Source organism: Carboxylicivirga fragile, assembly GCF_050589805.1.
Lineage (GTDB): Bacteria > Bacteroidota > Bacteroidia > Bacteroidales > Marinilabiliaceae > Carboxylicivirga > Carboxylicivirga fragile.
In genome coordinates, this window is sequence record NZ_JBNGOY010000048.1 from 23,054 (window position 1) to 46,847 (window position 23,794).

At 37.7% G+C, this 23,794-nt stretch carries 24 protein-coding genes; 13 read left to right on the forward strand and 11 right to left on the reverse strand.

The window, feature by feature from the left end:
* The first annotated feature begins 119 nt into the window (after positions 1 to 119).
* The gene (locus tag ACRD7B_RS18185; RefSeq protein ID WP_430826048.1) at positions 120 to 1,259 is read left to right on the forward strand and encodes a 4-phosphoerythronate dehydrogenase; all 1,140 of its coding nucleotides are present in this window, start codon (positions 120 to 122) and stop codon (positions 1,257 to 1,259) included.
* Positions 1,260 to 1,521: 262 nt separating this feature from the next.
* On the opposite strand, the gene ACRD7B_RS18190 is transcribed toward ACRD7B_RS18185, so the two are convergent.
* Positions 1,522 to 2,871 (reverse strand): cyclic 2,3-diphosphoglycerate synthase, encoded by a 1,350-nt coding sequence (locus ACRD7B_RS18190; RefSeq protein WP_430826049.1) that lies wholly within the window; start codon positions 2,869 to 2,871, stop codon positions 1,522 to 1,524.
* Positions 2,872 to 3,150: 279 nt separating this feature from the next.
* Between ACRD7B_RS18190 and ACRD7B_RS18195 the strand changes: the two genes are divergently transcribed.
* Positions 3,151 to 3,747, forward strand: a complete 597-nt coding sequence (locus ACRD7B_RS18195; protein ID WP_430826050.1) for an acyl carrier protein phosphodiesterase — start codon at positions 3,151 to 3,153, stop codon at positions 3,745 to 3,747.
* Here ACRD7B_RS18195 and prmC read toward each other — a convergent pair.
* A complete protein-coding gene (gene prmC, locus ACRD7B_RS18200; RefSeq protein WP_430826051.1) occupies positions 3,734 to 4,609 on the reverse strand; it encodes a peptide chain release factor N(5)-glutamine methyltransferase in 876 nt (291 codons plus the stop codon). The genes ACRD7B_RS18195 and prmC overlap by 14 nt on opposite strands.
* A 15-nt stretch (positions 4,610 to 4,624) precedes the next feature.
* Between prmC and ribD the strand changes: the two genes are divergently transcribed.
* The gene (ribD, locus tag ACRD7B_RS18205; RefSeq protein WP_430826052.1) at positions 4,625 to 5,686 is read left to right on the forward strand and encodes a bifunctional diaminohydroxyphosphoribosylaminopyrimidine deaminase/5-amino-6-(5-phosphoribosylamino)uracil reductase RibD; all 1,062 of its coding nucleotides are present in this window, start codon (positions 4,625 to 4,627) and stop codon (positions 5,684 to 5,686) included.
* Positions 5,687 to 5,712: 26 nt separating this feature from the next.
* Positions 5,713 to 7,176: a cardiolipin synthase gene (gene cls / locus ACRD7B_RS18210; protein ID WP_430826053.1), complete on the forward strand. Its 1,464-nt coding sequence runs from the start codon at positions 5,713 to 5,715 to the stop codon at positions 7,174 to 7,176.
* Here cls and ACRD7B_RS18215 read toward each other — a convergent pair.
* From ACRD7B_RS18215 to ACRD7B_RS18230, 4 genes are all read right to left on the reverse strand, one after another.
* Entirely contained in the window at positions 7,171 to 7,944 is a 774-nt protein-coding gene (locus ACRD7B_RS18215) for an SDR family NAD(P)-dependent oxidoreductase (protein ID WP_430826054.1), read from the reverse strand. The genes cls and ACRD7B_RS18215 overlap by 6 nt on opposite strands.
* 77 nt (positions 7,945 to 8,021) lie before the next feature.
* Positions 8,022 to 8,366: a TfoX/Sxy family protein gene (locus tag ACRD7B_RS18220; protein WP_430826055.1), complete on the reverse strand. Its 345-nt coding sequence runs from the start codon at positions 8,364 to 8,366 to the stop codon at positions 8,022 to 8,024.
* An 11-nt stretch (positions 8,367 to 8,377) separates the two neighbouring features.
* Positions 8,378 to 10,654 carry a patatin-like phospholipase family protein gene (locus tag ACRD7B_RS18225; protein WP_430826056.1) on the reverse strand — a complete coding sequence of 759 codons (2,277 nt, stop codon included), beginning with the start codon at positions 10,652 to 10,654 and terminating at the stop codon, positions 8,378 to 8,380.
* 12 nt (positions 10,655 to 10,666) lie between these two features.
* Positions 10,667 to 11,401 (reverse strand): TylF/MycF/NovP-related O-methyltransferase, encoded by a 735-nt coding sequence (locus ACRD7B_RS18230; protein WP_430826057.1) that lies wholly within the window; start codon positions 11,399 to 11,401, stop codon positions 10,667 to 10,669.
* Positions 11,402 to 11,548: 147 nt separating this feature from the next.
* Between ACRD7B_RS18230 and ACRD7B_RS18235 the strand changes: the two genes are divergently transcribed.
* The 5 genes from ACRD7B_RS18235 to ACRD7B_RS18255 all read left to right on the forward strand — a co-directional run bounded on the left by ACRD7B_RS18235 (position 11,549) and on the right by ACRD7B_RS18255 (position 15,286).
* Positions 11,549 to 12,526, forward strand: a complete 978-nt coding sequence (locus ACRD7B_RS18235; RefSeq protein WP_430826058.1) for an isoaspartyl peptidase/L-asparaginase family protein — start codon at positions 11,549 to 11,551, stop codon at positions 12,524 to 12,526.
* A gap of 96 nt (positions 12,527 to 12,622) precedes the next feature.
* Positions 12,623 to 13,054: a MarR family winged helix-turn-helix transcriptional regulator gene (locus ACRD7B_RS18240; RefSeq protein WP_430826059.1), complete on the forward strand. Its 432-nt coding sequence runs from the start codon at positions 12,623 to 12,625 to the stop codon at positions 13,052 to 13,054.
* A gap of 82 nt (positions 13,055 to 13,136) precedes the next feature.
* Entirely contained in the window at positions 13,137 to 13,706 is a 570-nt protein-coding gene (locus tag ACRD7B_RS18245; RefSeq protein WP_430826060.1) for a YceI family protein, read from the forward strand.
* Between the two features lie 21 nt (positions 13,707 to 13,727).
* The gene (locus ACRD7B_RS18250; protein ID WP_430826061.1) at positions 13,728 to 14,246 is read left to right on the forward strand and encodes an NADPH-dependent FMN reductase; all 519 of its coding nucleotides are present in this window, start codon (positions 13,728 to 13,730) and stop codon (positions 14,244 to 14,246) included.
* A 29-nt stretch (positions 14,247 to 14,275) separates the two neighbouring features.
* Positions 14,276 to 15,286, forward strand: a complete 1,011-nt coding sequence (locus tag ACRD7B_RS18255) for a pirin family protein (protein ID WP_430826062.1) — start codon at positions 14,276 to 14,278, stop codon at positions 15,284 to 15,286.
* A gap of 1 nt (position 15,287) precedes the next feature.
* On the opposite strand, the gene ACRD7B_RS18260 is transcribed toward ACRD7B_RS18255, so the two are convergent.
* Genes ACRD7B_RS18260 through ACRD7B_RS18270 form a run of 3 tightly spaced genes read right to left on the reverse strand, consistent with a single transcriptional unit; the run spans position 15,288 to position 17,869 of the window.
* On the reverse strand, positions 15,288 to 16,034 hold the full coding sequence (locus tag ACRD7B_RS18260; RefSeq protein ID WP_430826064.1) for a LytR/AlgR family response regulator transcription factor: 747 nt from the start codon (positions 16,032 to 16,034) through the stop codon (positions 15,288 to 15,290).
* 11 nt (positions 16,035 to 16,045) lie between these two features.
* On the reverse strand, positions 16,046 to 17,113 hold the full coding sequence (locus ACRD7B_RS18265) for a sensor histidine kinase (RefSeq protein WP_430826065.1): 1,068 nt from the start codon (positions 17,111 to 17,113) through the stop codon (positions 16,046 to 16,048).
* Between the two features lie 57 nt (positions 17,114 to 17,170).
* Positions 17,171 to 17,869 (reverse strand): LiaF transmembrane domain-containing protein, encoded by a 699-nt coding sequence (locus ACRD7B_RS18270; RefSeq protein ID WP_430826066.1) that lies wholly within the window; start codon positions 17,867 to 17,869, stop codon positions 17,171 to 17,173.
* A 166-nt stretch (positions 17,870 to 18,035) separates the two neighbouring features.
* On the opposite strand from ACRD7B_RS18270, the gene ACRD7B_RS18275 reads away from it, so the two are divergent.
* Both ACRD7B_RS18275 and ACRD7B_RS18280 read left to right on the forward strand, forming a co-directional pair.
* Positions 18,036 to 18,683: a hypothetical protein gene (locus ACRD7B_RS18275; protein WP_430826067.1), complete on the forward strand. Its 648-nt coding sequence runs from the start codon at positions 18,036 to 18,038 to the stop codon at positions 18,681 to 18,683.
* On the forward strand, positions 18,673 to 19,077 hold the full coding sequence (locus ACRD7B_RS18280; RefSeq protein ID WP_430826068.1) for a DUF2752 domain-containing protein: 405 nt from the start codon (positions 18,673 to 18,675) through the stop codon (positions 19,075 to 19,077). The genes ACRD7B_RS18275 and ACRD7B_RS18280 overlap by 11 nt, the downstream gene beginning before the upstream one ends.
* Here ACRD7B_RS18280 and ACRD7B_RS18285 read toward each other — a convergent pair.
* On the reverse strand, positions 19,074 to 19,925 hold the full coding sequence (locus ACRD7B_RS18285) for an MBL fold metallo-hydrolase (protein ID WP_430826070.1): 852 nt from the start codon (positions 19,923 to 19,925) through the stop codon (positions 19,074 to 19,076). The genes ACRD7B_RS18280 and ACRD7B_RS18285 overlap by 4 nt on opposite strands.
* A gap of 89 nt (positions 19,926 to 20,014) precedes the next feature.
* Between ACRD7B_RS18285 and ACRD7B_RS18290 the strand changes: the two genes are divergently transcribed.
* Both ACRD7B_RS18290 and ACRD7B_RS18295 read left to right on the forward strand, forming a co-directional pair.
* Positions 20,015 to 21,376 (forward strand): UDP-N-acetylmuramate--L-alanine ligase, encoded by a 1,362-nt coding sequence (locus tag ACRD7B_RS18290; protein WP_430826071.1) that lies wholly within the window; start codon positions 20,015 to 20,017, stop codon positions 21,374 to 21,376.
* Positions 21,377 to 21,490: 114 nt separating this feature from the next.
* A complete protein-coding gene (locus ACRD7B_RS18295) occupies positions 21,491 to 22,522 on the forward strand; it encodes a DUF4097 family beta strand repeat-containing protein (protein WP_430826072.1) in 1,032 nt (343 codons plus the stop codon).
* Positions 22,523 to 22,853: 331 nt separating this feature from the next.
* On the opposite strand, the gene ACRD7B_RS18300 is transcribed toward ACRD7B_RS18295, so the two are convergent.
* On the reverse strand, positions 22,854 to 23,585 hold the full coding sequence (locus ACRD7B_RS18300; RefSeq protein WP_430826073.1) for a hypothetical protein: 732 nt from the start codon (positions 23,583 to 23,585) through the stop codon (positions 22,854 to 22,856).
* Positions 23,586 to 23,794 lie beyond the last annotated feature (209 nt).

The following is a 23,794-nucleotide window of genomic DNA, read 5'->3' on the forward strand; positions in this document are numbered from 1 at the left end:
TACACTTTTTTCCCTAGCTACTAAACTTTAAGCCTAAAATGAAACATGATTTTTCTTTTTATTTTAAGCGAATGGAATCAAAAAGTTAACTTTGCTAGCCTTATTAATGTGAATGATTTATGAAGATAGTTGCCGATGATAAAATACCATTTTTGAATGGTGTTTTCGAAGATAAATGTGAGATAGAGTATTTGCCGGGTGGAGAGATTGATGACCTTGTTTTGAAGAATGCAGATGCCTTGATTACCAGAACGCGTACTAAATGTAATGCATCTTCATTGGAAGGGAGTAAGGTAAAGATGATTGCATCAGCAACCATCGGCTTTGATCATATCGATACAGAATGGTGTGCTAATAATGGCATTAAATGGACCAATGCGCCGGGTTGTAATGCTGAATCTGTTAAACAATATTTGGCATCGGTATTTGCTCAGCTTGTCATTGATAAAGGATGGGAGCTCAAAGGAAAAAAAATAGCGGTGGTAGGAGTTGGCAATGTTGGAAGTCGTGTTTCATCACTTGCCAAGCTACTTGGTATGGAAGTTTATGAGGTTGATCCTCCACGAGCGGAAACCGAAAAAAGTACGTCTTTTTTTAAGCTTGAAGAAATAATATCGGATGTTGATATAATAAGTTTTCATACACCCTTGACGCGAGTTGGTGAAGATGCAACTTATCATTTATGTAACTCGAATTTACTGTCGAAAATGAAATCAACAGCGATAGTCATCAATTCTTCACGGGGCGAAGTGGTTGATGGAAATGCCTTAAAAAGTGCATTGGTTTCTGAAGAAATTGAAGCAGCGGTTCTTGATGTTTGGGAGCATGAGCCGAACATTGACAAAGAGCTGATGGACAAGTGTTGGATCGTCACACCGCACATAGCAGGATATTCTTTGGACGGAAAAGCAAATGGAACAATGATGAGTATTAGGGCAATTAGTAGGCATTTCAATTTAGGAATGGACGATTGGTTGCCTCAAAACATTCCTGAGCCCAAAAGAAAAATAATTGAATTGGATTGTGAATATTTAAGTGTTGAGCGCGCATTATCAAGTGTGTTAGTACATACCTATCCAATAAAGGAGGATGATTTAAGGCTTCGAATGAACATTAAAGGATTTGAAAAACAAAGAGGGGCTTATCCTATTCGTCGAGAATTTAAGGCCTTTGATGTTGTGCTAACGAATGGAAATAAGGAGCTTGTAGAATTGCTTAAAAGCCTGGGGTTCAAAAATGTTAAATTATTGAATCAATAGTTAAAAAGTGTAAAAGATTTCATTTTATCAGATGATTAAGTAGTTTGCGTTATAATTTGTAATGCGTTAAAAAATAAGTTGTTAATTAGTTGATTTTTATTTTTATAGGTTTTATGTTTGGGATCATTCAAGCAACAAACCTTATTTATATCCCGTCAAACATCAGGCTCCATCCTTCCCGGTCGGAGCCTTTTTTTTTATAAAAAAACTCCCCAAGGCAAATTTGCCATTGGAGAGTTCATCTCAATTCAAATTCACTTATTTATAAAGTGGCGATTTTATCAAGGTGATGTGCGTTGACAAATTCATTAAGCGATTCATTTAGTGTAGGATTGCCTATTTCTTGTAAATCGTAATGAACACGTGTGTTTGGTTTACTTATTGTTACAATTCGATTAAGATCAATAGGTGTTCCAATAATAACAGCATCGCATGGTACGGCATCGATAGTGGCTTGCAAATCTTTAATCTGCTCTTCGCCATAACCCATAGCTGGAAGCAAGGTGCCTATGTTTGGATATATTTTAAATGTTTCAGCCAATTTTCCAACAGCATATGGTCGAGGGTCAACAATTTCTGCGGCGCCAAATTTCATGGCAGCTACAATACCTGCACCCAATTTCATTTCACCATGTGTTAAAGTAGGTCCATCTTCTATTACAAGAACACGTTTTCCTTTTATGGCATTTATATCATCCACTCTAATTGGAGAAGCGCCATCAACAACGCTGGCTCTCGGATTAGCTTTTTCTATATTAGCTCTGAGTTGATTGATATCCTCGGGCGCAGCGCTATCCATTTTATTAATTACGACCACATCAGCCATCCTTAAATTGACTTCACCAGGGTAGTAATTGAGTTCGTGGTTAACACGATGAGGATCGGCAACGGTAATTAATAAGTCAGGCTGATAGAATGAGAAATCGTTATTACCACCATCCCAAAGAATAACATCACAGCCATCAGGGTCGTTTTCGGCTGCACGTACTATAGCTTCATAATCAACGCCTGCATAGATAACATTTCCACGAACCACATGAGGTTCATACTCTTCCATCTCTTCAATGGTGCATTCGTGAAAAGCCAAGTCTTCCACTGTTGCAAAACGCTGCACACGTTGTTTTACTAAATCGCCGTAAGGCATTGGGTGACGAATTGCTACCACTTTTAGGCCTTGCTCCATCAATAGCTCAATGACTTTACGTGAGGTTTGGCTTTTTCCGCAGCCAGTACGTGTAGCACAAACGGCTATGACAGGCTTAGTACTTTTGATCATGGTGTCGTTAGGTCCCAACAGCATAAACGATGCTCCGGCTGCATTCACTTGTGCCGAAACAGACATTACTTTTTGGTATGGCACATCGCTGTATGAAAAGACGCAAACATCTGCTTCCTTTTCAACGATTAACTTTTCCAGATCATCTTCGGCAAAAATAGGAATGCCATCAGGGTAAAGAGATCCGGCCAATTCGGCGGGGTATTTTCTGCCATCGATATCAGGAATTTGAGCCGCGGTAAACGCAACGACCTTATAGTCCTGATTTTCTCTGAAGAAAGTGTTAAAGTTGTGGAAGTCTCTTCCGGCTGCACCAATAATAATGACTCTTTTCATGTTGTAAAGTTTTACTTTCAATTGTAACATGGAACTCACATGTAAATTTTAATAATGCACCTTTGTGCAATCTTATTCTTAAAATTTGCATGTTCGTTTCATACAATTGTTATTTGGTTTGTTAATATTACAGAGCGGTGTTCATTCGTTCTGCGTATAAAAGGGTTTACTATAAAATTAGAGCATAGTATTATAACAAACGAATTTTTGGAACATGTTAAGCAACAGATTTTTAAGTTTGTATTTTATTGGCTCAAATATTATATTTATAAGTTTGTTATGAATTTCTTGGCACATCTATATTTATCCGGTTCTAACCGACACATTCAGATAGGAAACTTTATTGGCGATCATGTCAAAGGAAGAAATCATGAAAAGTTTTCAGCGGATATTCAAAAAGGTATACTATTGCATCGAAAAATAGATCATTATACCGACACACATCCCATAGTCAAACAAAGTTACCGACGTTTGAATAAAAATTATGGCAGATATTCGGGCATAGTGATGGATGTGTTCTACGATCACTATCTGGCAAAGAATTGGGATTTGTATAGTGATGTTAGCTTGAAGAATTATGTGACGAAAGTTCATCGAGTACTTATGACTAATTACTTTAAGTTACCCAACAATGTGAAGCGGTTTTTACCATTCATGGTTAAAAGTAGGCGATTGGAGACTTATGCAACAGTGAACGGCATTAAAAGAAGTTTGGAAATAATGTCAGATTATTCTTCACTTCCCAATGAGACTGATTGGGCCATTCAACAACTCATTGATTTTGATGATGAATTTGACCAGGAGTTTAAAATATTCTTTTCTGATGTAAGAGCTATGGTAAAAGAAGAGTTGGGTGAGAATCCTATGGGCGTCTAGCCTTTATCATACGAGCTTTTCCCTGAAGATCTTTGCGACATTCAATTCCAGAATAGTTTAGGCCCTTTAAAAGTTCGGTCATTTCGTTTTCAAGATACTCATTTATCTCAAAAAACAGAACGCCATCAGCACTCAGAATTTCAAGTCCTTTTTCAGCAATGGCTCTATAAAACAAGAGGGCGTCATTGTCTTCTACAAATAAAGCTGTGTGTGGTTCATGCTTTAATACATTGGCCTCCATCATGATTTTCTCTAATTGACGCACATAGGGAGGATTGCTTACGATGCAGGTGAACATTGTAAGTTCACCATCGCAGTTTAAAGCATCTACTTCTTTGAAGTTTACATCCAGATCGAGATTTTTGGCATTCTGCTGAGCTACAACTAAGGCCTCTTTGGAAATATCCCATGCTTCAACGTAAGCATCTTGAGTCTGTTTTTTTAAAGCAAGAGGAATGCAGCCACTGCCGGTACCAATGTCAAGTATTGAAGATTTGTTGATGCTCGTATCATTCAAAATCCAATGAACCAATTCTTCGGTTTCAGGTCTGGGAATTAAAACCGATGGGTTGACCATCAGCTCAAGTTCATAAAAATGCGTATGACCAATAATATATTGGATGGGTTCAGTGTTTTTAAGTCTTATCAGAATTTGATTAAGCGCCTCAGTTTGCTCAGCGCTTAGTGTGGGATTGCCAAGTGTCAAGAGTTGAGTTGGATTAAGATCAAGAACGTGTTGCAAGGCTAATTTACTTAGCTGCATAATTTCATTCTGTGGATATATGTCTGCCATTTCACGCTTCATAGCAGCTTTGAATTCTTGAATACTTGTACGCTCCATTTTTTGTATCTTGTGTCGCAAAATTACGAAACTCCGATGAATCATCTTAGCACACATGAAAAATACATGCATCGTTGTCTGCAATTGGCGCAGATGGCAGAAGGTAATACTTATCCTAATCCGATGGTTGGGAGTGTTATAGTGCATAAAGGTAAAATAATTGGAGAGGGATACCATTGTAAGGCAGGCGAAGGTCATGCCGAGGTGAATGCGGTAGCTTCTGTTCAAAATAAGGACTTACTTAAAGAATCGACCTTGTATGTCAACCTTGAGCCTTGCGCGCATTATGGCAAAACGCCGCCTTGTTCAAAACTAATTATTGATGTGCAAATACCACATGTTGTTATTGGTTGTATTGATGATTATTCGGAGGTTGCAGGCAAGGGTGTAAAGATGATGGAGGAAGCAGGAGTAAAAGTTGAACACGGCATCTTGGGAAAAGAAAGCCGTGAGTTAAATCGCCGTTTTTTCACCTTTCATAATAAAAAGAGACCCTATGTTATTTTAAAATGGGCGCAGACACTTGATGGATTTATTGATATTGATCGCGATAGTCATTTGTATGGCCAACCAACATGGATAACCAATGATTGGGCGCGAAGAGCGGTGCATAAACAACGAAGCACAGAACAAGCCATACTTGTTGGTCGTCAGACTGCATTAAAAGATAATCCATCCTTAACGCTTCGTGATTGGAGTGGGCATCAACTCTTACGTTTGGTAATTGATCAACAGTGTAAATTACCCGCTGAGATCAAGCTATTGGATGGTACTAGTAAAACGCTCGTATATAATTCGCTTAAGTCTGTTTCACAAAAAAATGTTGAATATGTGCAACTTGATTTTTCCAAAGACCTTCTTATTCAATTGTTAGATGATCTTCATGAAAGAGGCATTCAATCAGTAGTTGTAGAAGGTGGAAAAACCACGCTGAATGCCTTTATTGAAGCTAATTTATGGGATGAAGCTTATAAGTATATTGGTGAAAGATCTTTTGGCAGTGGAATAGAGGCGCCATTGTTAAAGGGCGAATTTTGCGAAAAGCAAGAATTTAACGACAGTAGTTTGTTCATATATCGCAATAATATGGTATTTTAGTTTTAATCAAACTCAAAATGCCATAAATGGAATTTCTAGATAACTTATCTCCGTATTTAATCATGGGCTTAAAACTAGCCTATGTGTTTACAATATTGGTGGTTATTGTCTTAATAATGCTGGAAAACAGGAGTCCCTTAAAAGCAATATCCTGGATTCTTGTTTTGTTACTACTTCCTGGATTAGGCATTATTTTCTATATCTTTTTCGGTCAGAATCTTAGAAAAGAAAAGATTATTAGGCGAAAGGGTTTAAAGAACCATGATCTAATTACTTCCATTGCGCACTCACAAAGTCATAAACTCGCCGATGGGTCATTGGGAGATAATAAAGAGCTTGGCCGGAATAAAAAGTTAGTTCAGTTATTTCTGAATAACTCATCATCAATTGTAACCATTGGGAATACCGTAAAAGTTTTAAATAATGGCAAAGCTACATTTGAGGCGATAATTGCAGCCATAAAAAAGGCTGAAAAGTTTATTCATTTGGAGTTTTATATTTTTGAGGATGATTTAATCGGCAATCAAATTCTCGATGTATTAAAGGAAAAAGCAAGAGGTGGAGTTGAGGTGCGATTGATTGTTGATGATGTGGGTAGCTGGGAGTTGAAGAAGCCATTTTATAAAAACTTACAATCGTACGGTATTGAAATTTATAGCTTCTTACGTGTGCGTTTCCCTTTATTTACCAGTAAAGTTAATTATCGAAATCATCGAAAAATTGTTGTGGTTGATGGTGAAATTGGTTTTGTTGGTGGTTTAAATGTGGCTAATCGTTACATTGATGGGCATCCGAGTTATGGTATTTGGCGCGATATGCATTTAGAGGTAAAAGGAGATGCTGTTAATGCTTTGCAAAGTGCATTTTTGATTGATTGGTATTTTGTTAGTCAGAATGATATTGCGGAAGAGTTCTATTTTCCACCGAAGTTACCCGAGGGTGATAAAATAATGCAGATTGTGACCAGTGGTCCCGATACAGATTGGCCAGGCATTATGATGGGTTATTACCAGGCTATTTCAATGGCTCAGGATTACGTTTATATTACAACCCCTTATTTTATGCCCGGTGAAACTGTACTATTGGCACTTAAATCAGCTGCATTAGGAGGCGTTGATGTTCGGATAATGATTCCTGAGAAAAGTGATGCCTACTTTACTGCACTTTGTACAAAGTCCTATATTCGTGAAATGACCGTGTCAGGTGTTAAGTTTTACTTTTACCAAAAAGGCTTTTTGCACAGCAAGATGATGGTAGTTGATGATCAGGTATGTACGGTTGGTACTACCAATATGGATTTCCGAAGTTTTGAGCAAAACTTTGAAGTTAATGCTTTTATGTATAGCGAAGAAACATCGAAAGAGCTGAAAGGCTACTTTATGGAGGATCTGAAGGAATCGCGATTGATCAACTTGAAAGAATGGCGGAAACGTCCTCTCTGGCAGAAAACCAAAGAGTCGTTTGCACGCTTGTTTAGTCCATTGTTATAACGTTGATTTAACAGCTCCACCTTCCAAAGCATAGACTTGACCAGTAACAAATTCGGCCATTGGTGATAATAACCAAGCGGCTAATGAGCCTAAGTATTTAGGGTTGCCCATCTGCTTTGCCGGAATATTGTCGATGAAAGCTTCTCGTGTGGTCTCAAAGTCTGTACCCTCCATTTGGCTCTTCTTGTCGATCAATCTGTTGATGGCGGCTGTATCATGGGATCCGGGCGCTATCATATTGAAGTTAATGTTTTGTCCGCTTACTTCTTGTGATACCGTTTTCATCATGCCAACTACCGATAGCCTTAAGGAGGTGCTTAGTACAAGGTTTTCGTATGGTTGTTTTACCGATGAACTTTCGATATAAGCAAAACGACCATAGCCTTTGTTTTTGAAGTGAGGTAATAGTTTCTGTGTTAGTTCTACTTTCCAACGTAAAATATTACGATAGGCATCGTCCCAATCAGATAAGCGTGTTTCTTCAAAGAGCTTGGCAGGTGGGCCTCCTGCATTCACTAAAACACCAGAGATATCTTTTTCTTCGGCTAGATTAATGGCTTTATTAATAATGTCAGATTGACTTATGTCTCCAGTAAGTGGAGTAAAGCGGTTTTTATATTTAGCTTTTAACTGATCCAGATCTTCTTGAGTACGTGCAACACCAATTACATTGGCCCCATCTTTCATTAACGCTTTAGTTGTAGCTAAGCCAAATCCAGCTGTGCAACCACAAACTAAAAAGGTTTGATCTTTAATTCCTAAGTCCATATGTGAAAATGTTTCCCTTTACTACAATTAAGTAGGTGGGAAAGTTTTCAAAAAGGAGAGTTCCAAATGTTAAAAAATTACTTCTTCTTTTTACTTGCTTTTGCAAGAGGGTTGTAATCAAGGCAAAGTTGTATCCATTTGCTAAGGTCATCATCCATATCAATGGCATGTGGTTCTACATACACATAACCCTTTAATGGTTTTTTGGTGAAATCCATTAGTTTACATCCTTCTTGCCTTAAAGCTTCTTCGTAATATTCAGGACCAACTCTCGCCATTAAGTTGTTTTTGATAATGCCAACACACATTTTACCATCCACAAGAATAGTTAATCCGCCCATCATTTTCATTTCTTTATACTTGACCTGCTTTTCTTTTAAGACAAGTCTTATGCGGTCTGCCAATAATTCGTCGTATGCCATTGTATAAATTATTAATGGAATGGATAACCAATATTCACGTATGTGCGTAGTTTGAAATCATTTGCATTTGTGCCAACCCCTACGGTAATAGGCCCAATAACACTGTTGATTGCCAATCCGGCACTGGCTCCGATTATAAGCTCATTCTTAGGAACAATTACTGAGTTTGAACCAAAATGACTATTACCGAAATTGGCTGAGTAAATAGCATTAGTTATGATGTGAGCGTATAGTACTTTTTTAATCTTGAAGTTTAATTCTGTTCCGGCAAAAGCAAAGTTTTCAATAATTTTTTCACGATAGTTTAAACCGGCAAAGGGTATTTCTTCTGTGCCTTTATTATATTGTGTTCCACCAACGTAGAACATGTCGAAAAATGGAGCATCATGTGAAAAGGCACCACTTGCTAATTCAATATTCATATCAAATCGAGAGCTTAACGCAAAGAATTTTTGGAATGACGCCTTTCCTTTAATGTAATTATTGCTTGGTACGTCTACATATGGTATTATTAATACTTTGCTACTCTCTTTGCCACTATAGCGTTCGTAAGAATCGTAGTTATGATAGAGGCTTAGATTGAATAAATGTCCTCGATTAGCAAAGAAACGCTTGTTAAGCGTGTTTGCATCCAGAGCAAGTTTTGTTTGAAAAAAACCATTTCCGAAGTGATTAATTTCATTTTCAAACAGCTCGGGAATACCAGATCTCTGACTTGCAATTGTCTCTTTCCAATATAAATTGGCAGTCAACATGGTGTGGTTCTTAATGGTTATAAAAGCTCCAACACTAGCGGTATTTAAATTATAATTAAGAATTCCATGTTTTTTTGCATTATCAGCATATAATGGTAGCGGGGTGCGCTCAAAGTAAAACTCGGAGAGTAGACCCACTTTTTGTTTTTCCCCAATGTAAGCTAGCAAGTTAGCAGATAATCGAGGGTCTTCCGAAATGTCAGCTGTTAGTGCTAATCGACTATTTTTAACCAAAAGATTTCGAATGGTTAAGTTCGTAACTAGGCCAGCTTTTAATTCGTTATCATATCTGAGTGAGAATTTTGCTTTTGCCTGATGGGCCTCCTTAGTGTCAAATATTAATATGAAATCATCACTTTCTTTATTTAATTCATAGGTTATCTTTTTATAGAAACGCGTTCCCATCAGGCGGTTAACGCCTTCGTTGATTTGCTCAACTTCAATGCTGTCACCAGCTTCAAAGCCCAGATGATTGTGGAAGAAATTTAATGATACATTGTTTCTATTTTGAATGTGAATATCCTTCACCAATATTTTTTTACTCACAAAATGACGTGGTACAAATGGTTGTTTTCCCAAGTTATTTATTGAATCCGCCAGCTGATTAAATAAATCCATTTGTTCTCGAGCAGCAATTTCTCCACGTTCTATTATGTGAATGCCATCATCAAAGCTCGAAGTTCCATATGGCTCCAGCTCAGGTGCAACCAGATAATCGCATAGTTTTGAAGCTTCTATTTGTGCAGGATTACTTCCTATGGAGGCCGCATTTAGCAATACTTTAGGAAGGCTATTCATATCTTCTTTGGTGGGATAGTCTTTAAAGCCAACATTCACGCCAATTATAATATCAGCCCCCATATCGAGACATACTTTAACCGGAAAATTATCCAGTACCCCTCCGTCAACCAGATACATGTCTCCCACTTCAACAGGTGTAAAAACAGACGGTATTGCCATGCTGGCTCGCATGGCAAGCATTAGGTTGCCATCTTCAAACACGTGGGTTCTGCCCGATAATAAATCAGCAGCAACACACCTGAAAGGAATTGGTAGGTCGTCAAAATCTTCAACATCGCTTACACGCCAAGTAAGTTCCGATAATAATTCAGATATGCGTTGACCACGTACAACACCCGAAGGCAATTTTAATCCTTTTTTTGTAATGTCAAATTCCAACTGGAAACGATCGTAGTCTCCTTTTTCAACTGGAACAACATCGGTTAAAGCGACTTGGTCGCTTAGTACAACAGACCAATCTGCCGCACGAACAATTGAGTCCATTTCTGCCGCAGTATATCCGCTGGCGTACAAGCCGCCAACTATACTACCCATGCTCGTTCCTGCTATGTAATCCGGTCGAATGCCAGCTTCTTCCAGCACTTTAATAACCCCAATATGCGCCAGTCCTTTTGCACCTCCACCACTAAGTACAAGTCCAATTTTAGGGCGCTCGTTTTTTTCTTGGGCAAATCCTGTTTTAATGGGAAAAGTAAAAAGAGCTAGAAAAAGAAGTACTTGAATTATCTTCATGGCAATTAAGGCTTAACTGTTTTTTATTAACAATACTGACCCATACATGTCAGGTAGTTCCACGAATACTTCAGGAATGGTGAGAGCAAACTCATCAATGGCCTTATTAACGCCTTCCCAATTGTGGTTGTAGTCATGTACGATAATTGCTCCTTCTTTATTTAATTTGGGGTAAAAGAAGTTTAATGCATCAATGGTCGATTGGTATAAATCGGCGTCGATATGCACAAACGCAAATGATGTAGTATTCAAACCAGTTGCGGTTTCTGGAAATACACCTTCTCGGATAGAAATATTTTCATTGCCTTTGATGTATTTTAATACCTCATCAGGACTAGTATTATCAAATTTTACTGTTTGTGGCCTAACACTCCCGTCACAATCTTCACGAATCACCTGTTTTGGTAGTCCATTAAAACTGTCAAACAAGTACAATTTCCGATCAGGCAACATATGGTGAATTAACTTGGCTGTTTCACCTTTATAAACGCCTAGCTCGGCAATTTCGCCGTTAATATTATTCTTTACAATACGATTTAACTGAAGCCAGGTAGAGTAAAAACGCATTTTGTCTTTAAACGGCCTCTCCAATTTTAATATGTCTTTGGGAATTGAATTTTTCTTTTGAGCATCAAGCCAAACAAAGGGTTTAAATAATTTATGGGTATAGAAGCTCCAGAAGTAACTTAAGCCAACTATAGCAACAAGAACTATTAGAATGAGGTTAATGTATTGAATGCTCGTCATAGTAATGTGTTTAAAACAAAGATAAATAACTTTAGTTGCTATGCGAACTGTTTCTTAGTGTTGTTTTAGTGATTATAATTTAGGATTCATGCTTAACTGTTTAATAATTTATACTTTTAGGTTTATTAATTTAAATAATTCCAACTTATGAAATATTTATTGCCCTTATTATTCGTTGCATTCTTAATGTCTTGTCAACCATCGAACCAAGCTAGTACTGAATGGTCAATAGCTTTGCATGGTGGAGCAGGAAATATGAATAGGAATGGATTTACACAAGAGCAGATTGAGCAGTACGAAGAAGGACTTCAAATAGCTTTAGATAAAGGCAAGAAGGCATTGAGTGAGGGGCAGTCTTCGCTTGATGTGGTTGAGTTGGTAGTACGTGAGTTAGAGAATAATCCTTTATTTAACGCCGGAAAGGGAGCTGTTTTTACTAACGATGGTAGAAATGAGTTGGACGCAGCTATAATGGATGGACGTGATTTGAATGCAGGTGCCGTTGCCGGAGTAGGAGATATAAAAAATCCAATTAGCGCAGCTCGTTTGGTTATGGAACAATCACCACACGTTTTACTTATTGGAAAGGGAGCTTCAAAATATAGTGCTGAGAATGGTATTGAGTTGGTTGATAGTTCATACTTTTATACGGATAAGCGCTGGCATTCATTACAAAGAGCCTTGCAAAGAGCTGGTAAGAATGGCACTGTTGGCTGTGTTGCTATGGATAAGAATGGTGATTTAGCTGCGGCTACATCTACCGGAGGCATGAACAATAAACGTTATGGGAGAGTTGGTGATGTACCCATAATAGGTGCGGGAACTTATGCCAATAATAATACTTGTGCCGTTTCTGCTACTGGACATGGGGAGTATTATATACGCTATACGGTTGCTCATGATATCTCGGCCTTGATGGAATACAAGGGTTTATCGTTGAAAGAAGCTGCTAATGCTGTTGTAAATGGTAAATTGAGTAACGAGGCCGGTAATGGAGGTGTTATCGCGGTTGATAAAATGGGTAACATAAGTTTGGAGATGAATTCTACAGGTATGTTTCGTGGATGGGCTAATTCCAATGGTGTGGAAGGTGTTGCTATCTTTAGAGATGAGATAAATCAATAGATATTACCGATGTAATTTTTTAATGATTAAAATATTTTTAATATTTGTTGTGAACAAATATTGTTTATGCATGTTTACAAAAATAGAACTTGATAAATGGGAGATATAACACATATACACGCTTTGGCTTACTTTAATTTATTAAAGACAAGTGGCTGGATTGAGAGTCGGGTAAAAGAAGCGTTAAAACCTTTTGGAATAACGCATGCCCAGCTCAATGTATTACATATATTAAGTGAGAATGATCCTGAGCCTGTTTCGGCCAATGACTTGAAGGAACGAATATTGGTTTCTAGTCCTGATGTGACTCGTCTTTTAGATCGTTTGGTGAAGAAAGAACTGGTGCATCGTGAGACTTGCCCCAATAATCGGCGGAAGATGGATATTTCTTTAACCGGAAATGGTAAAAAGATATTTGGTTCGACTCAGAAGGCGATGAAAGATGCTTTGGGAGATTTTTTTAAGGATAAGCTTACTGTAGAGGAAGCAAAAGAACTGAGAAAGATTATGCATAAAATAAGGGAATAAATTTTTTATTTTAATACTTGTTGTGAACAAATATTGTTTTCAACGCTTTATGTTTAAATTATAAATTTTAAATAATAGAAAAATGAAAATTAAGAATGTAGTGTTAGTATTAGCTGTTGTAATGTTTTCGTATGTTGTATCAGCGCAGAAAGTAGAAGTTGATACAAAAGTATCAACTGTACATTGGTTAGGTAAGAAAATAGGTGGTGAGCATGATGGTTATATCAAATTAAAAAGTGGGCAACTTGTAATGAAGGGCGATAAAATTGTGTCCGGAAGTTTTATAATGGATATGAACTCAATCACCAACACCGATATTGAGGATGCCGAATACAGTCAGAAGCTTGTGGGACATTTAAAGTCAGATGACTTTTTTGGAGTAGCTAGCTATCCTACAGCCAAATTTATTATTACCAAAAGCACAAAATTTAAAAATGGAAAAGCAACAGTGTTTGGTGAACTAACCATTAAGAATAAGACTGAAAGCATTTCATTTGATGTTGAAAAAAGTGCTTCCGCTTATGTTGCAAAGATCGATGTTGATCGTGCCAAATTTGATGTGAGATATGGTTCTGATTCCTTCTTTGACAATCTTGGGGATAAGGTGATTGACGATATTTTTACCCTCACACTTAACTTAGTTACTGATTGATTTACGCTAAAAATTTAGACAATGAAAAAAATATTAGCATTCGCAGGAAGCAACAGTAGCCAATCGATCAATAGGGAATTGGTGAATTATACCACTTCTTTGCTAACAGATGTTGAGGTGACTAAGCTAGATATTAGCAAGTGGATTGTGCCGATTTATTCACTTGATATGGATCCCGATGAAACGCCTGAGCTGATTTCTGAATTGATAGAGTTAATTTCGAAACACGATGGATTTATTTTATCATCACCGGAGCATAATGGAGGTACTCCTGCATTTCTGAAAAATATATTCGATTGGCTAAGTCGTAGATCAAAGAATGTTTTTGACGGAAAACCAATGCTTTTGATGAGTACATCTCCAGGTCAAGGAGGTGGCACAACTAATAGAAAAGTACTTGAACATATGCTACCGTATCTGGGTGCAAATATAAGTGCTACATATAGTTTGCCTTCGTTTTATCAAAACATGGAAGATGGCAAGTTGAAAGCTGAGTTTCTGGAAGATTTAAAACAGGCCGTAAGCAGATTCGTTAAGTGAAATAGTGTTGTTGGTAAATTGTTTATGAGATGAATAATCCGATTTTAAATATTCAGAAACTGAATATGCCGTGGAAGACTCAGGACCCGTTTTTGTTTTGTGCACATCATTTAGATATGTACCCTGGAGGAAACGCTGAACAAGGACCAAATGTAAGTTTGGAGGGGCGAAATATAGGTCAGGATTTTGCCGGAAAGGATGGCTGGAATATGTATCATGGCACTAAGGTACCTGGTTTTCCTGCCCATCCGCATAGCGGTTTCGAAACGGTTACGGTAGTAACTAAAGGTTTGGTCGATCATTCTGATTCGCTGGGCGCTGCCGGGCGATTTGGCGGTGGCGATGCACAATGGTTAACTTCCGGAGCAGGGGTTCAACATGCCGAAATGTTTCCTCTGCTTAATGCCGATTCCAATACTTTTGAGATATTTCAGCTTTGGTTGAATTTGCCAGCTAAAAGTAAAAAAGTGGAACCTCATTATAAAATGTTGTGGCGAGAAGATATACCAACAATAACTATTAAAGATGTTGAAAAACGAGAGACTGTGCTAAATTTGATTGCTGGTACTTATGGCGATCATGTTGCATTGTCGCCAACACCAGATTCATGGGCAGCCGATGCTGATAACCACGTTCAGATATGGACTTTTAAAATGCATGCGAATGCCGAGTTTGTTATATCATCATTGAATGATGAGGTAAATCGATCGCTCTATTTTTATGATGGAGAATCCTTTATACTTGCGTCAACCGAGGTACAGAAAAATCATTTTATAGAGTTGAATCCTAAGGAAGAAGTTCGAATTGTTAATGGGTCAAAGGATGGTTACTTCCTTTTTTTGCAGGGAAGGCCTATTAATGAACCATCAGTGCAATACGGACCTTTTGTCGCTAATAGCAAAGCTGAGTTGCAAGAAACCATGTCGCTATATCAACAAACACAATTTGGCGGTTGGCCTTGGGATTCATCTGATCCTGTTCATGATAAAACGTTAGGTAGGTTTTCAAGAAATCCCGATGGAGACGAAGAGTTTAAGTGATTTAAAAATCTAATAACTCCTTTAGTTTTTTGTAGCCAGTTCTGCTTACTTTTAATTTAATTTCATCATTAATGATGGCTAAATGGTTGTCTTTGCTATAGGGTTCAAGGTGTTTAATTTTTTCGGTATTAACGATGTAGCTTCGGTGGATGCGAACGAAGAGCTCATTGGGTAAATGGTCTTCGAAATACTTCATTGTTTTGGCCTTTAAAAAGTGATTGTTATCGGTGTATAGCATCACATAATCATCTTGCGCTTCAATGTATAAAAGCTTATCAAGAGGAATTACTTCTAGCTTATTACCTTTTTTTACAACAATGCGCTCTAGATTTTCTTCCGTACTATTCTGAAGGTTTGAAATCTGCTTTTGATTGGATGTAATACCAGAATTAAGTTTTTGCATCAACTTTTCAACTGCATCGTTGAAGCGTTTTTCATTAAATGGTTTCAAGAGATAATCAACGGCATTTAATTCAAATGCTTTTAATGCGTATTGGTCGTAAGCTGTTGTGAATATAACATGCAGTGGTTCATCAATAACTTCCATTAATTCAAGACCAGTTACTTTAGGCATCTGAATATCTAGAAAAAGCATGGTTGGTTGATGTTCTTTAATGGCTTTGATTGCTTCAAAACCATTGGAACACTCAGCAGCAATGCTTATTTCGGGCCATTTTTTCAGATAAGCTTTAATAATGTTACGGGCCAATGGTTCGTCGTCAACAATGAGTGCTTTATATTGTGGCATGCGATTTAATTTCAGTTATTTAAAGATACATTTTTCTGCGGAATGCGAAGTGTTACCTCAAAGTGCCCATTTTCTTGATGATGACTTACTAAATCCTTTCGATTGTATAAGAGAAAGAGTCGTTCCTTAACATTGTTGAGTCCCACACCAGTTCCTTTTTTCGCGGCGATGGCGTCCTTGTCGAAATTGTTTATCACACTTATTTCTAACTCGCCATCCAAACACCTGCAAAATGTTCGCACAGTAACGGGCTCAATGCTTTCATGCACGCCATATTTAACCGCATTTTCATAGAGGGGTTGAAGAATCAATACAGGAACCAGTAGGTCTTTGCATTCCTTTGGCACTTCTGCTTCACACTGTAAGCGATCCCCAAACCTTACTTTTTCTATTTCCATGTAACGCGACATGTTTTTAAGTTCATCGCGCAGAGGTAGTAAAGCGTTTTCATTTTTCTTTAATGAGTACCTCAAAAAGTCAGATAGCTTATTAATCATTTCTCGCGCATCATCAGGTTCCGTTATGGTTAATGAGCTAATGCTATTTAAACTATTAAACAGGAAGTGAGGGTTTAGTTGAGATTTAAGTGCGTTTAATTCCGATTCTCTTAACGAACGATTCAGCCTTTCCTGTTGTCTGTTTTTTTCATCCAAATCGGAATAAAAGATAAACATATAATAAACCATAACATACAACATAAACTGCAGCCCACCCACAATGGCACGTATAGTGAATGCTTGATCAGAAAAAAGTATTTGCATGCTTGTTTCAGGTACAAAAAGATCCAGAAGCGATTTCCCTACAAAAAGCCAAATAGTTACAACAACAACTCCGGTTATTGAATGTTGAGTAAAGGCACTCCACCTTCCTTTGCTTGTGTCGATGTATAATACCGGAAACCAAATGCTCAAACCTATGGTAAACATTAATACATTAAAAATGAGACTGTCGGTTATGGCAATTGTAAGTGGTAAACTGTATACGATAGTGTCGGTAAAGGCATGGATAGCACTTAAAATGATCCAGACTAGGGCATACAGTTTAAAAATTTTGGCTTGCGAAACAATTGGGTGATTCATGTCTTGTGTTTAATGATCTATAATTGGTAAAAGACATTCAAGAATGTAATTGGTTGCTTAGAAATTCTTAAGCTCGCCACCGCCAAAGATGGCAACACCTTTAATGGTTAGTGTTTTTGATGGATCAGAGTTGTTCTCTGAAAAATAATTGCGCTTATCAGCAAAGCCACCAAATATTGAAACCATCTCCGTTCTGACATTCCAATCGCGAGGAACAATTATTTTTGTACCACCAAATATCACCGCTAAATCTAATACGGCGCCTTGTTCTGATAATTGGCAGCGCTCCATACTTATTTCACCACCACCAAAAATGGCTGTTATTTTACCACCTTTAAAATTTTGTGACTCTACCTGTGTCACACCACCACCAAAAATATCAACTTCATCAATTGTGTCTGCATCATCCCCAAGGTGATGTGTTGATGTAAAAGGTTTTTTCTTACGAAAAATAAATTGGACACCTGCAAGGATTACTAGAACTGGCCAATAGCGAAATAAATCGCCGTAGTGGATTTCTTCAAATAAGCGAGGTGATAGAAAAAAGAAACCTACTGCCATCATAATAAGTGCGGGAACATATTCTTTTTTGATGAGGTTGATAACTCCAATGGCTACCAATATCATAGGCCAACTAAATAGGATGTAATAGATGTTTGAAGGTAATAAATCCATTGTGCCCATTAATAATATAGAACCGGCTAAAATTATAAATAGTCCGATTATGGCTCTGTTGTTTCGTTTTAATTCAGTCATGATATTTCGTTTTAAATTCATTGCTAAAGTAATGGTTGATGGCACTTTGAACTACAATAAATCGGTGAAGTGCGCGTTTAATAGGGTAAGTGACGAAAACTTTGCTACGCTATTGCTTTAACCATTATGATTTATTAATTTTAACAAAAATTAACTCTTCTCCCCCATGGAAATCACAGACTACCCAAAATCATCGAACACGCTTTCGATTGCAGGTTTGGCTCTTTCAGTGCTTGCTTTTGTTATTGCTTTAATCCCTTGTTTCGGAATGGTGGCGGCTATTCCGGCTGTTCTAGGTTTAATATTTGCCATTATTGGTTTGGCGCAAAGTCCGCGTTATCGAACGCCTAAAAGTGTAGCGATAGTAGGAATCATTATGGGTTCAACAGCTCTGCTCATTGCAGGTGTATGGACGGGTATAATTTCTACATTTTCTAATAATGCTGAGTATCGAATTGAGCAACGTGTTGAACGAATTATAGATAATATTGCTGAGGAACTTCAGGAAACTGATGTGCACATTCGCATCGAAGAAAATACCTTAAGTGCTGAAGAAATAGCGCGCATTCGTGAAGAAGCAAGTCAGGCTGGTGAGGTTGCCGAACGAGTGGTTGAACAAATTTTAGAAGGTATAAATGCCATCGATATTGAGTCGAATGATAAAAAAATAACAATACGAATTCCTCGTACAGAGTTGAGCGAAGAAGAATTGAAGGAGCTCCAACATGAATTAAACGAATTGGAGACAGAAATTCGAAAGGTGGTGAAAGAGTTTAAAATCACCATTGAGGAAAATACGTCCAATGAACGATAGTAATCAGAAAGACTGGAGGCTTTTTCAGTTCCTGATTCTTGTTAGTCTAGCCATTGGTTTATTTTATCCGCTTTTAACTTCTAAAGGCATGGTAGAATTAAATTGTCCTTTTGCGGCTAACAGTGTTCATGATTGCCCCTCATGTGGTTTATCCCGAGCTTGGTTTTATCTTTACGAGGGAGAATTGGAGTTAGCTAATCAAGCCAATAGCAATGCGTATAAACTTTTACTCTTACTCTTACTACAAGTGGTATGGCGCTCATATCTATTAATAAGGGTAGATAAAATAGCTTATCCTATTGCAATGGATTTGATTGTAACCTTTGCTTCAATCATCCTGTTAGCGGGGCCTTATTTGAAAAGCCTGATGTTTTGGGTATTAAGAGTTGTTTAGGTATTTGTGTTTTTCCAGGATTCCAATGTGAAGCTATCTTTCAATTTTATTCCTTTCATGTTTTGCTCCAGATTACAGCATTCGATGTGCATATCGTGTTCAAAAAACAGTGTTATATCATCCTCGATAGCTTCGTTTAGGAAGCGTACCTTGTCCTCTATACTAATGATCGGATTGGTGTCGTAAGCCGGTATCCAAAGTAATTGAATGCAAGCTGCTATAGGAATGTGATCACCAACAAAGGCTATTTTCCCATGAGGTGTATTGATAATTGGTACCATGTTACCAACCGTATGACCATCAAAGATTCGAATGTCGATGTTTGGTAGCCACTCGCCTTCTTTGTCTATTAATCTGAGTTTTCCTGATTCAAACACAGGCATCATATTTTCAGGAAAATAAACGGCGCCTTCTCGCATATTTGGATTCAGGTAATTCTCCCATTGCTTCTTTTCAACCCAATAATCTGCGTTGGGAAAGCTTAATTGCACCTCTCCATTTTTATCGAAATGCGTACACCCTCCGCAATGATCAAAATGTAGATGTGTTAATAGAACGTCAGTGATATCGTCAAAAGAATAGCCTACTTTTTTTAACGAATCTCTTAAGTTATCATCACCATTAAGGAAATAGCGCGAAAGAAACTTGTCACTTTGATTAGTTCCAATGCCTGTGTCGATGAGGATGCGCCTGTCTCCAGTATCAATAAGAAGACAACGAAGACTCATGTTGCAATAGTTATCCTCGTTAACCGGATATTGGTTCTCCCACATTTTTTTAGGAATAACACCAAATAAGGCACCACCATCACACATAAAATTCCCTGTTTCTATCTTATAAAGCTTCATCGTATCGTATTCTTATGTATTTTTAGGAACGCAAAAGTAAGCGTTGGGTTCAATTTACAAGAGGAGTTTAACATATTTAACTAATTAATATGAAGGTTCATTTTATTGCCGTTGGAGGAAGTGCTATGCACAATTTAGCTATTGCATTGCATTTAAAGGGATTTGAAGTAACGGGTTCTGACGATGAAATTTTTGAACCTTCTAAGTCGAGGTTGGCTAAGCATGGTTTGTTGCCAAAGCAAGAGGGATGGAATGTCAATAATATTAATGAGGATTTAGATGCCATTATATTGGGGATGCATGCTCGTAAAGATAATCCGGAACTATTGCAGGCGCAGGCCTTAGGTCTGAAGATTTATTCCTATCCAGAATATTTGTACGAGCAGACCAAGGATAAAACACGAGTTGTTATTGGTGGAAGTCATGGTAAAACTACCACAACAGCTATGGTGATGCATGTGTTGAAAGCTTTGAATATGGATTTTGACTACATGGTTGGCGCTCAACTCGAAGGTTTTGATACCATGGTTAAGTTGACCAAGCAGGCACCAATCGCTATTTTCGAAGGTGATGAATACCTCTCATCCCCCATAGATTTAACACCTAAGTTTCATTGGTACAAACCACAGGTTGCTATGTTGACAGGTATTGCCTGGGATCATATGAATGTATTTCCTACCTGGGAGAATTACATTAGTCAGTTTAAAATATTTGCTGATAGCATGGCGAAAGATGCTGCTTTAGTGTATTTCAATGACGATGTTGAATTAGTTAAGTTGGCCGATGAGCAAAGTAATCGGCTAAAGACCTTTGCATATAATACGCTTCCGTACGATAATGTGGATGGAATAAGTGTTGTGAAGTGGAACGGAAAGGAGTTTCCAATGCAAGTATTTGGCGATCATAACTTGCAAAACATGAATGGTGCGCGTTTGGTTTGTAATCAAATTGGTATTAGTGATGATAATTTCCTGGCGGCTATGCAGAGTTTTAAAGGTGCTGCTAAGCGCTTACAACTTTTGGAGCGTGACGACTCAACAAATATTTATCTTGATTTTGCGCATTCACCGTCAAAGTTAATGGCGACAACTAATGCTATGAAGCAACAATTTACGAATCGTCGTCTAATTGCGGTAATGGAGCTACATACTTTTAGTAGTCTTAACAAAGATTTCTTGCCTCAGTATAAAAACACCATGGATAAAGCAGATGTGGCGGTTGTATTTTTTAACCCTTCGGTACTCAAACATAAAAAGCTACCTGCTCTATCTAAAGAAGAGGTGCATAAAGCCTTTGGTCGTGATGATTTATTGGTGATGACAGAATCGCAGGAATTGGTTCAATACTTGAAGAAGGAGGAAATTGTTAATAGCAATATCTTGCTCATGACATCCGGTAATTTTTCGGGGCTTAAGCTTAATGATTTGGCTAAGGATTTACTGAATAAATAACGCAAAGAAATCTTTTTTGCATCATCTTGTAACTTCTCATTTGGTATAGGCGTCCTATTATTCGGAGCAGAATGCTTCTGGTAATTTGTAAACAATAACTTAAATACCCATATTATGAGAAAATTAGTACAAGGTGCACGACTTTTACTGTCCGCATTATCCATGTTATTAGTGCTGTCATGTCTTCAGGCACAAGATGTCCTTGATCAGGTAGATGAAACTTATCCTAATATAACCAACATCGAAATTGAGGGGTCGTTCTGTTCAGTTGATGTTCAAGGAGGTTCTTCTTCAGATGTACATTTTACTGGTGAAATTATGGCCTCGCGTTCGTACGACATCAAGATACGCCACAATGTGAGTGGTAATACTTTACGTGTATGGATTGATCGTCCTAATAGTATTAGAGGAAATGTAAAAGGGAAATTAACGTTTAAGGTTCCTGAGAATACGAATTTAAACGTAGATAACTCAAGCGGGAGTGTTAATGTTGCTAACATTGGAGAAGCCGAGGTAAAACTTAAGGCCTCGAGTGGAAGCATTAAGGCACAAAGTATAAATTCGTCATTGGTGATTGGTGCTTCATCGGGAAGTTTAAGTGCTTCTGATATTAATGGTGATGTGAAGGCAAATACGTCTTCGGGAAGTCAGCGCATTAATGGAGTAAAAGGAAACCTAACTACCAAAGCTTCATCAGGCAGTATTAAGGTTGAGGGTGTTGGAGGCGATGCTTCTGTTACGACTTCATCTGGTAGCCAATCCATTCAAATGATTGAAGGTAATGTGTGGTCGAAAGTAACGTCAGGAAGTTTAAATATTGCTGGTGTAACAGGTGATGTTAAAGCGGCTTCTTCATCAGGAGGTATTCGTTTAGATCGCGTTACTGGTGCTGTGAACCTTAAAAGTTCGAGCGGAAGTCAAAAAGGTTCTAATATAAAGTTGACGGGCACATCTTATTTTGAAGCTTCATCGGGAAGCGTAAGCATGGACTTGTTAAACGAAAAGGATGAGCTTAGTTTTTCCTTGTCTGCTTCGTCAGGCGGCTTGAGTGCCAAAGGTGATAAGGGAAGAAAGAAAATGATTATTGAAAGAGGACCGATTAAGATCGTTGGTTCCACTTCTTCAGGAAGTCAATCGTATAGATAAAATTAAGGTTTGGTTAAAGTGATGAAGCCCCTGTTAAATCTATTTGATTTGCAGGGGCTTTTCTTTGAGCAATAGTGGGAGTCGTTTAATTGTGTGAATATAAAGGCTGAAAGCCTTATTTAATATAGCCCAAGGCAGTGCCTTGGGTGTATTAGTTGTTGAATTTTCGCCCTGTAAGGGCAATTTATGATCTTAGTCAATAATATTTATAAATAAGCTGTCCTTTCAAGACGAACTAAATTCTATCAAACTTACCCAAAGCCTTGCCTTGAACTGAATTGACCAGCACTTTGAGTTCGTTAACTCATTGTGTTTTAACTCTTGATTGGAATTAATTAAAGTAAAATCCAATCTTCACAGCAAAGCGGTTGTACTCATCAATTAGAGTGGAATTATTCTGCACATAACTCTCCGTTTTTTCCACTTCTATTTCCTGAAATTGATATCCCACTTGAAAAACGATTCCATTATTGGCATTAAACCACATAATGCACCCAAGGCCGCCACCATATCGCATTCCACCTTTCGAATCATAGGTTTGCATCGAGTTGCTTTTTCTGTCGTCGATGGCAAAAGCCCAGCCTCCATGGGCAAATACAAATGGGTTTATTTTTCTTGATTTAAAATTGTATTGCGCTTCAACAAATGCGGGTAGTACGGTTTCTTCGTAAAACTCTAGACCGCTTCCAATACCCATTGACAGATTGGGTGAAAAATGATAACCCAAGGAGGATGTGAAGGCGAAAGGCGCTTTTTGTTCACTTCCACTGCTGCCAGCGAGAATTCCAAAAGTTGTTTTGTTGTAAATGCCTGTAAGTTGCCTATTCTCTACTATGTCTTTTGATTCAGGTTTACTTCCCATATCAATGCGTTCAATATCGCTATTTGAAAATGTGAAAATTTGATCACCATATTTTATGGCAAGGTCTTTATCAGGATTTATTTCTGTGATTTCACCACGAATAATGGTTCCATTTTTAAGATAGACAGTGTGTTTGGCTTTTTGGGCAAACGATAAATTTGTTGCAAGAATAACAATGACCAGGGTGAGGTAAAATTTCATACTATTAGGTTTTGATTATATACCTAATGATGAAGGTTTGCAATTATGGTTGCGCTGAAGGTTTTAATAAAGTGTAACCTGTGGAGTGAAAAAAGGGAAGGTGTTATTAAAGTTGCTCATCGAGCATTCTAAGATAAAAACAAGTTTTTAGCAAGATAATTTCACAAATGGCTCTTCTCTATATGCTACGGCAAATATTCGAAGAACTA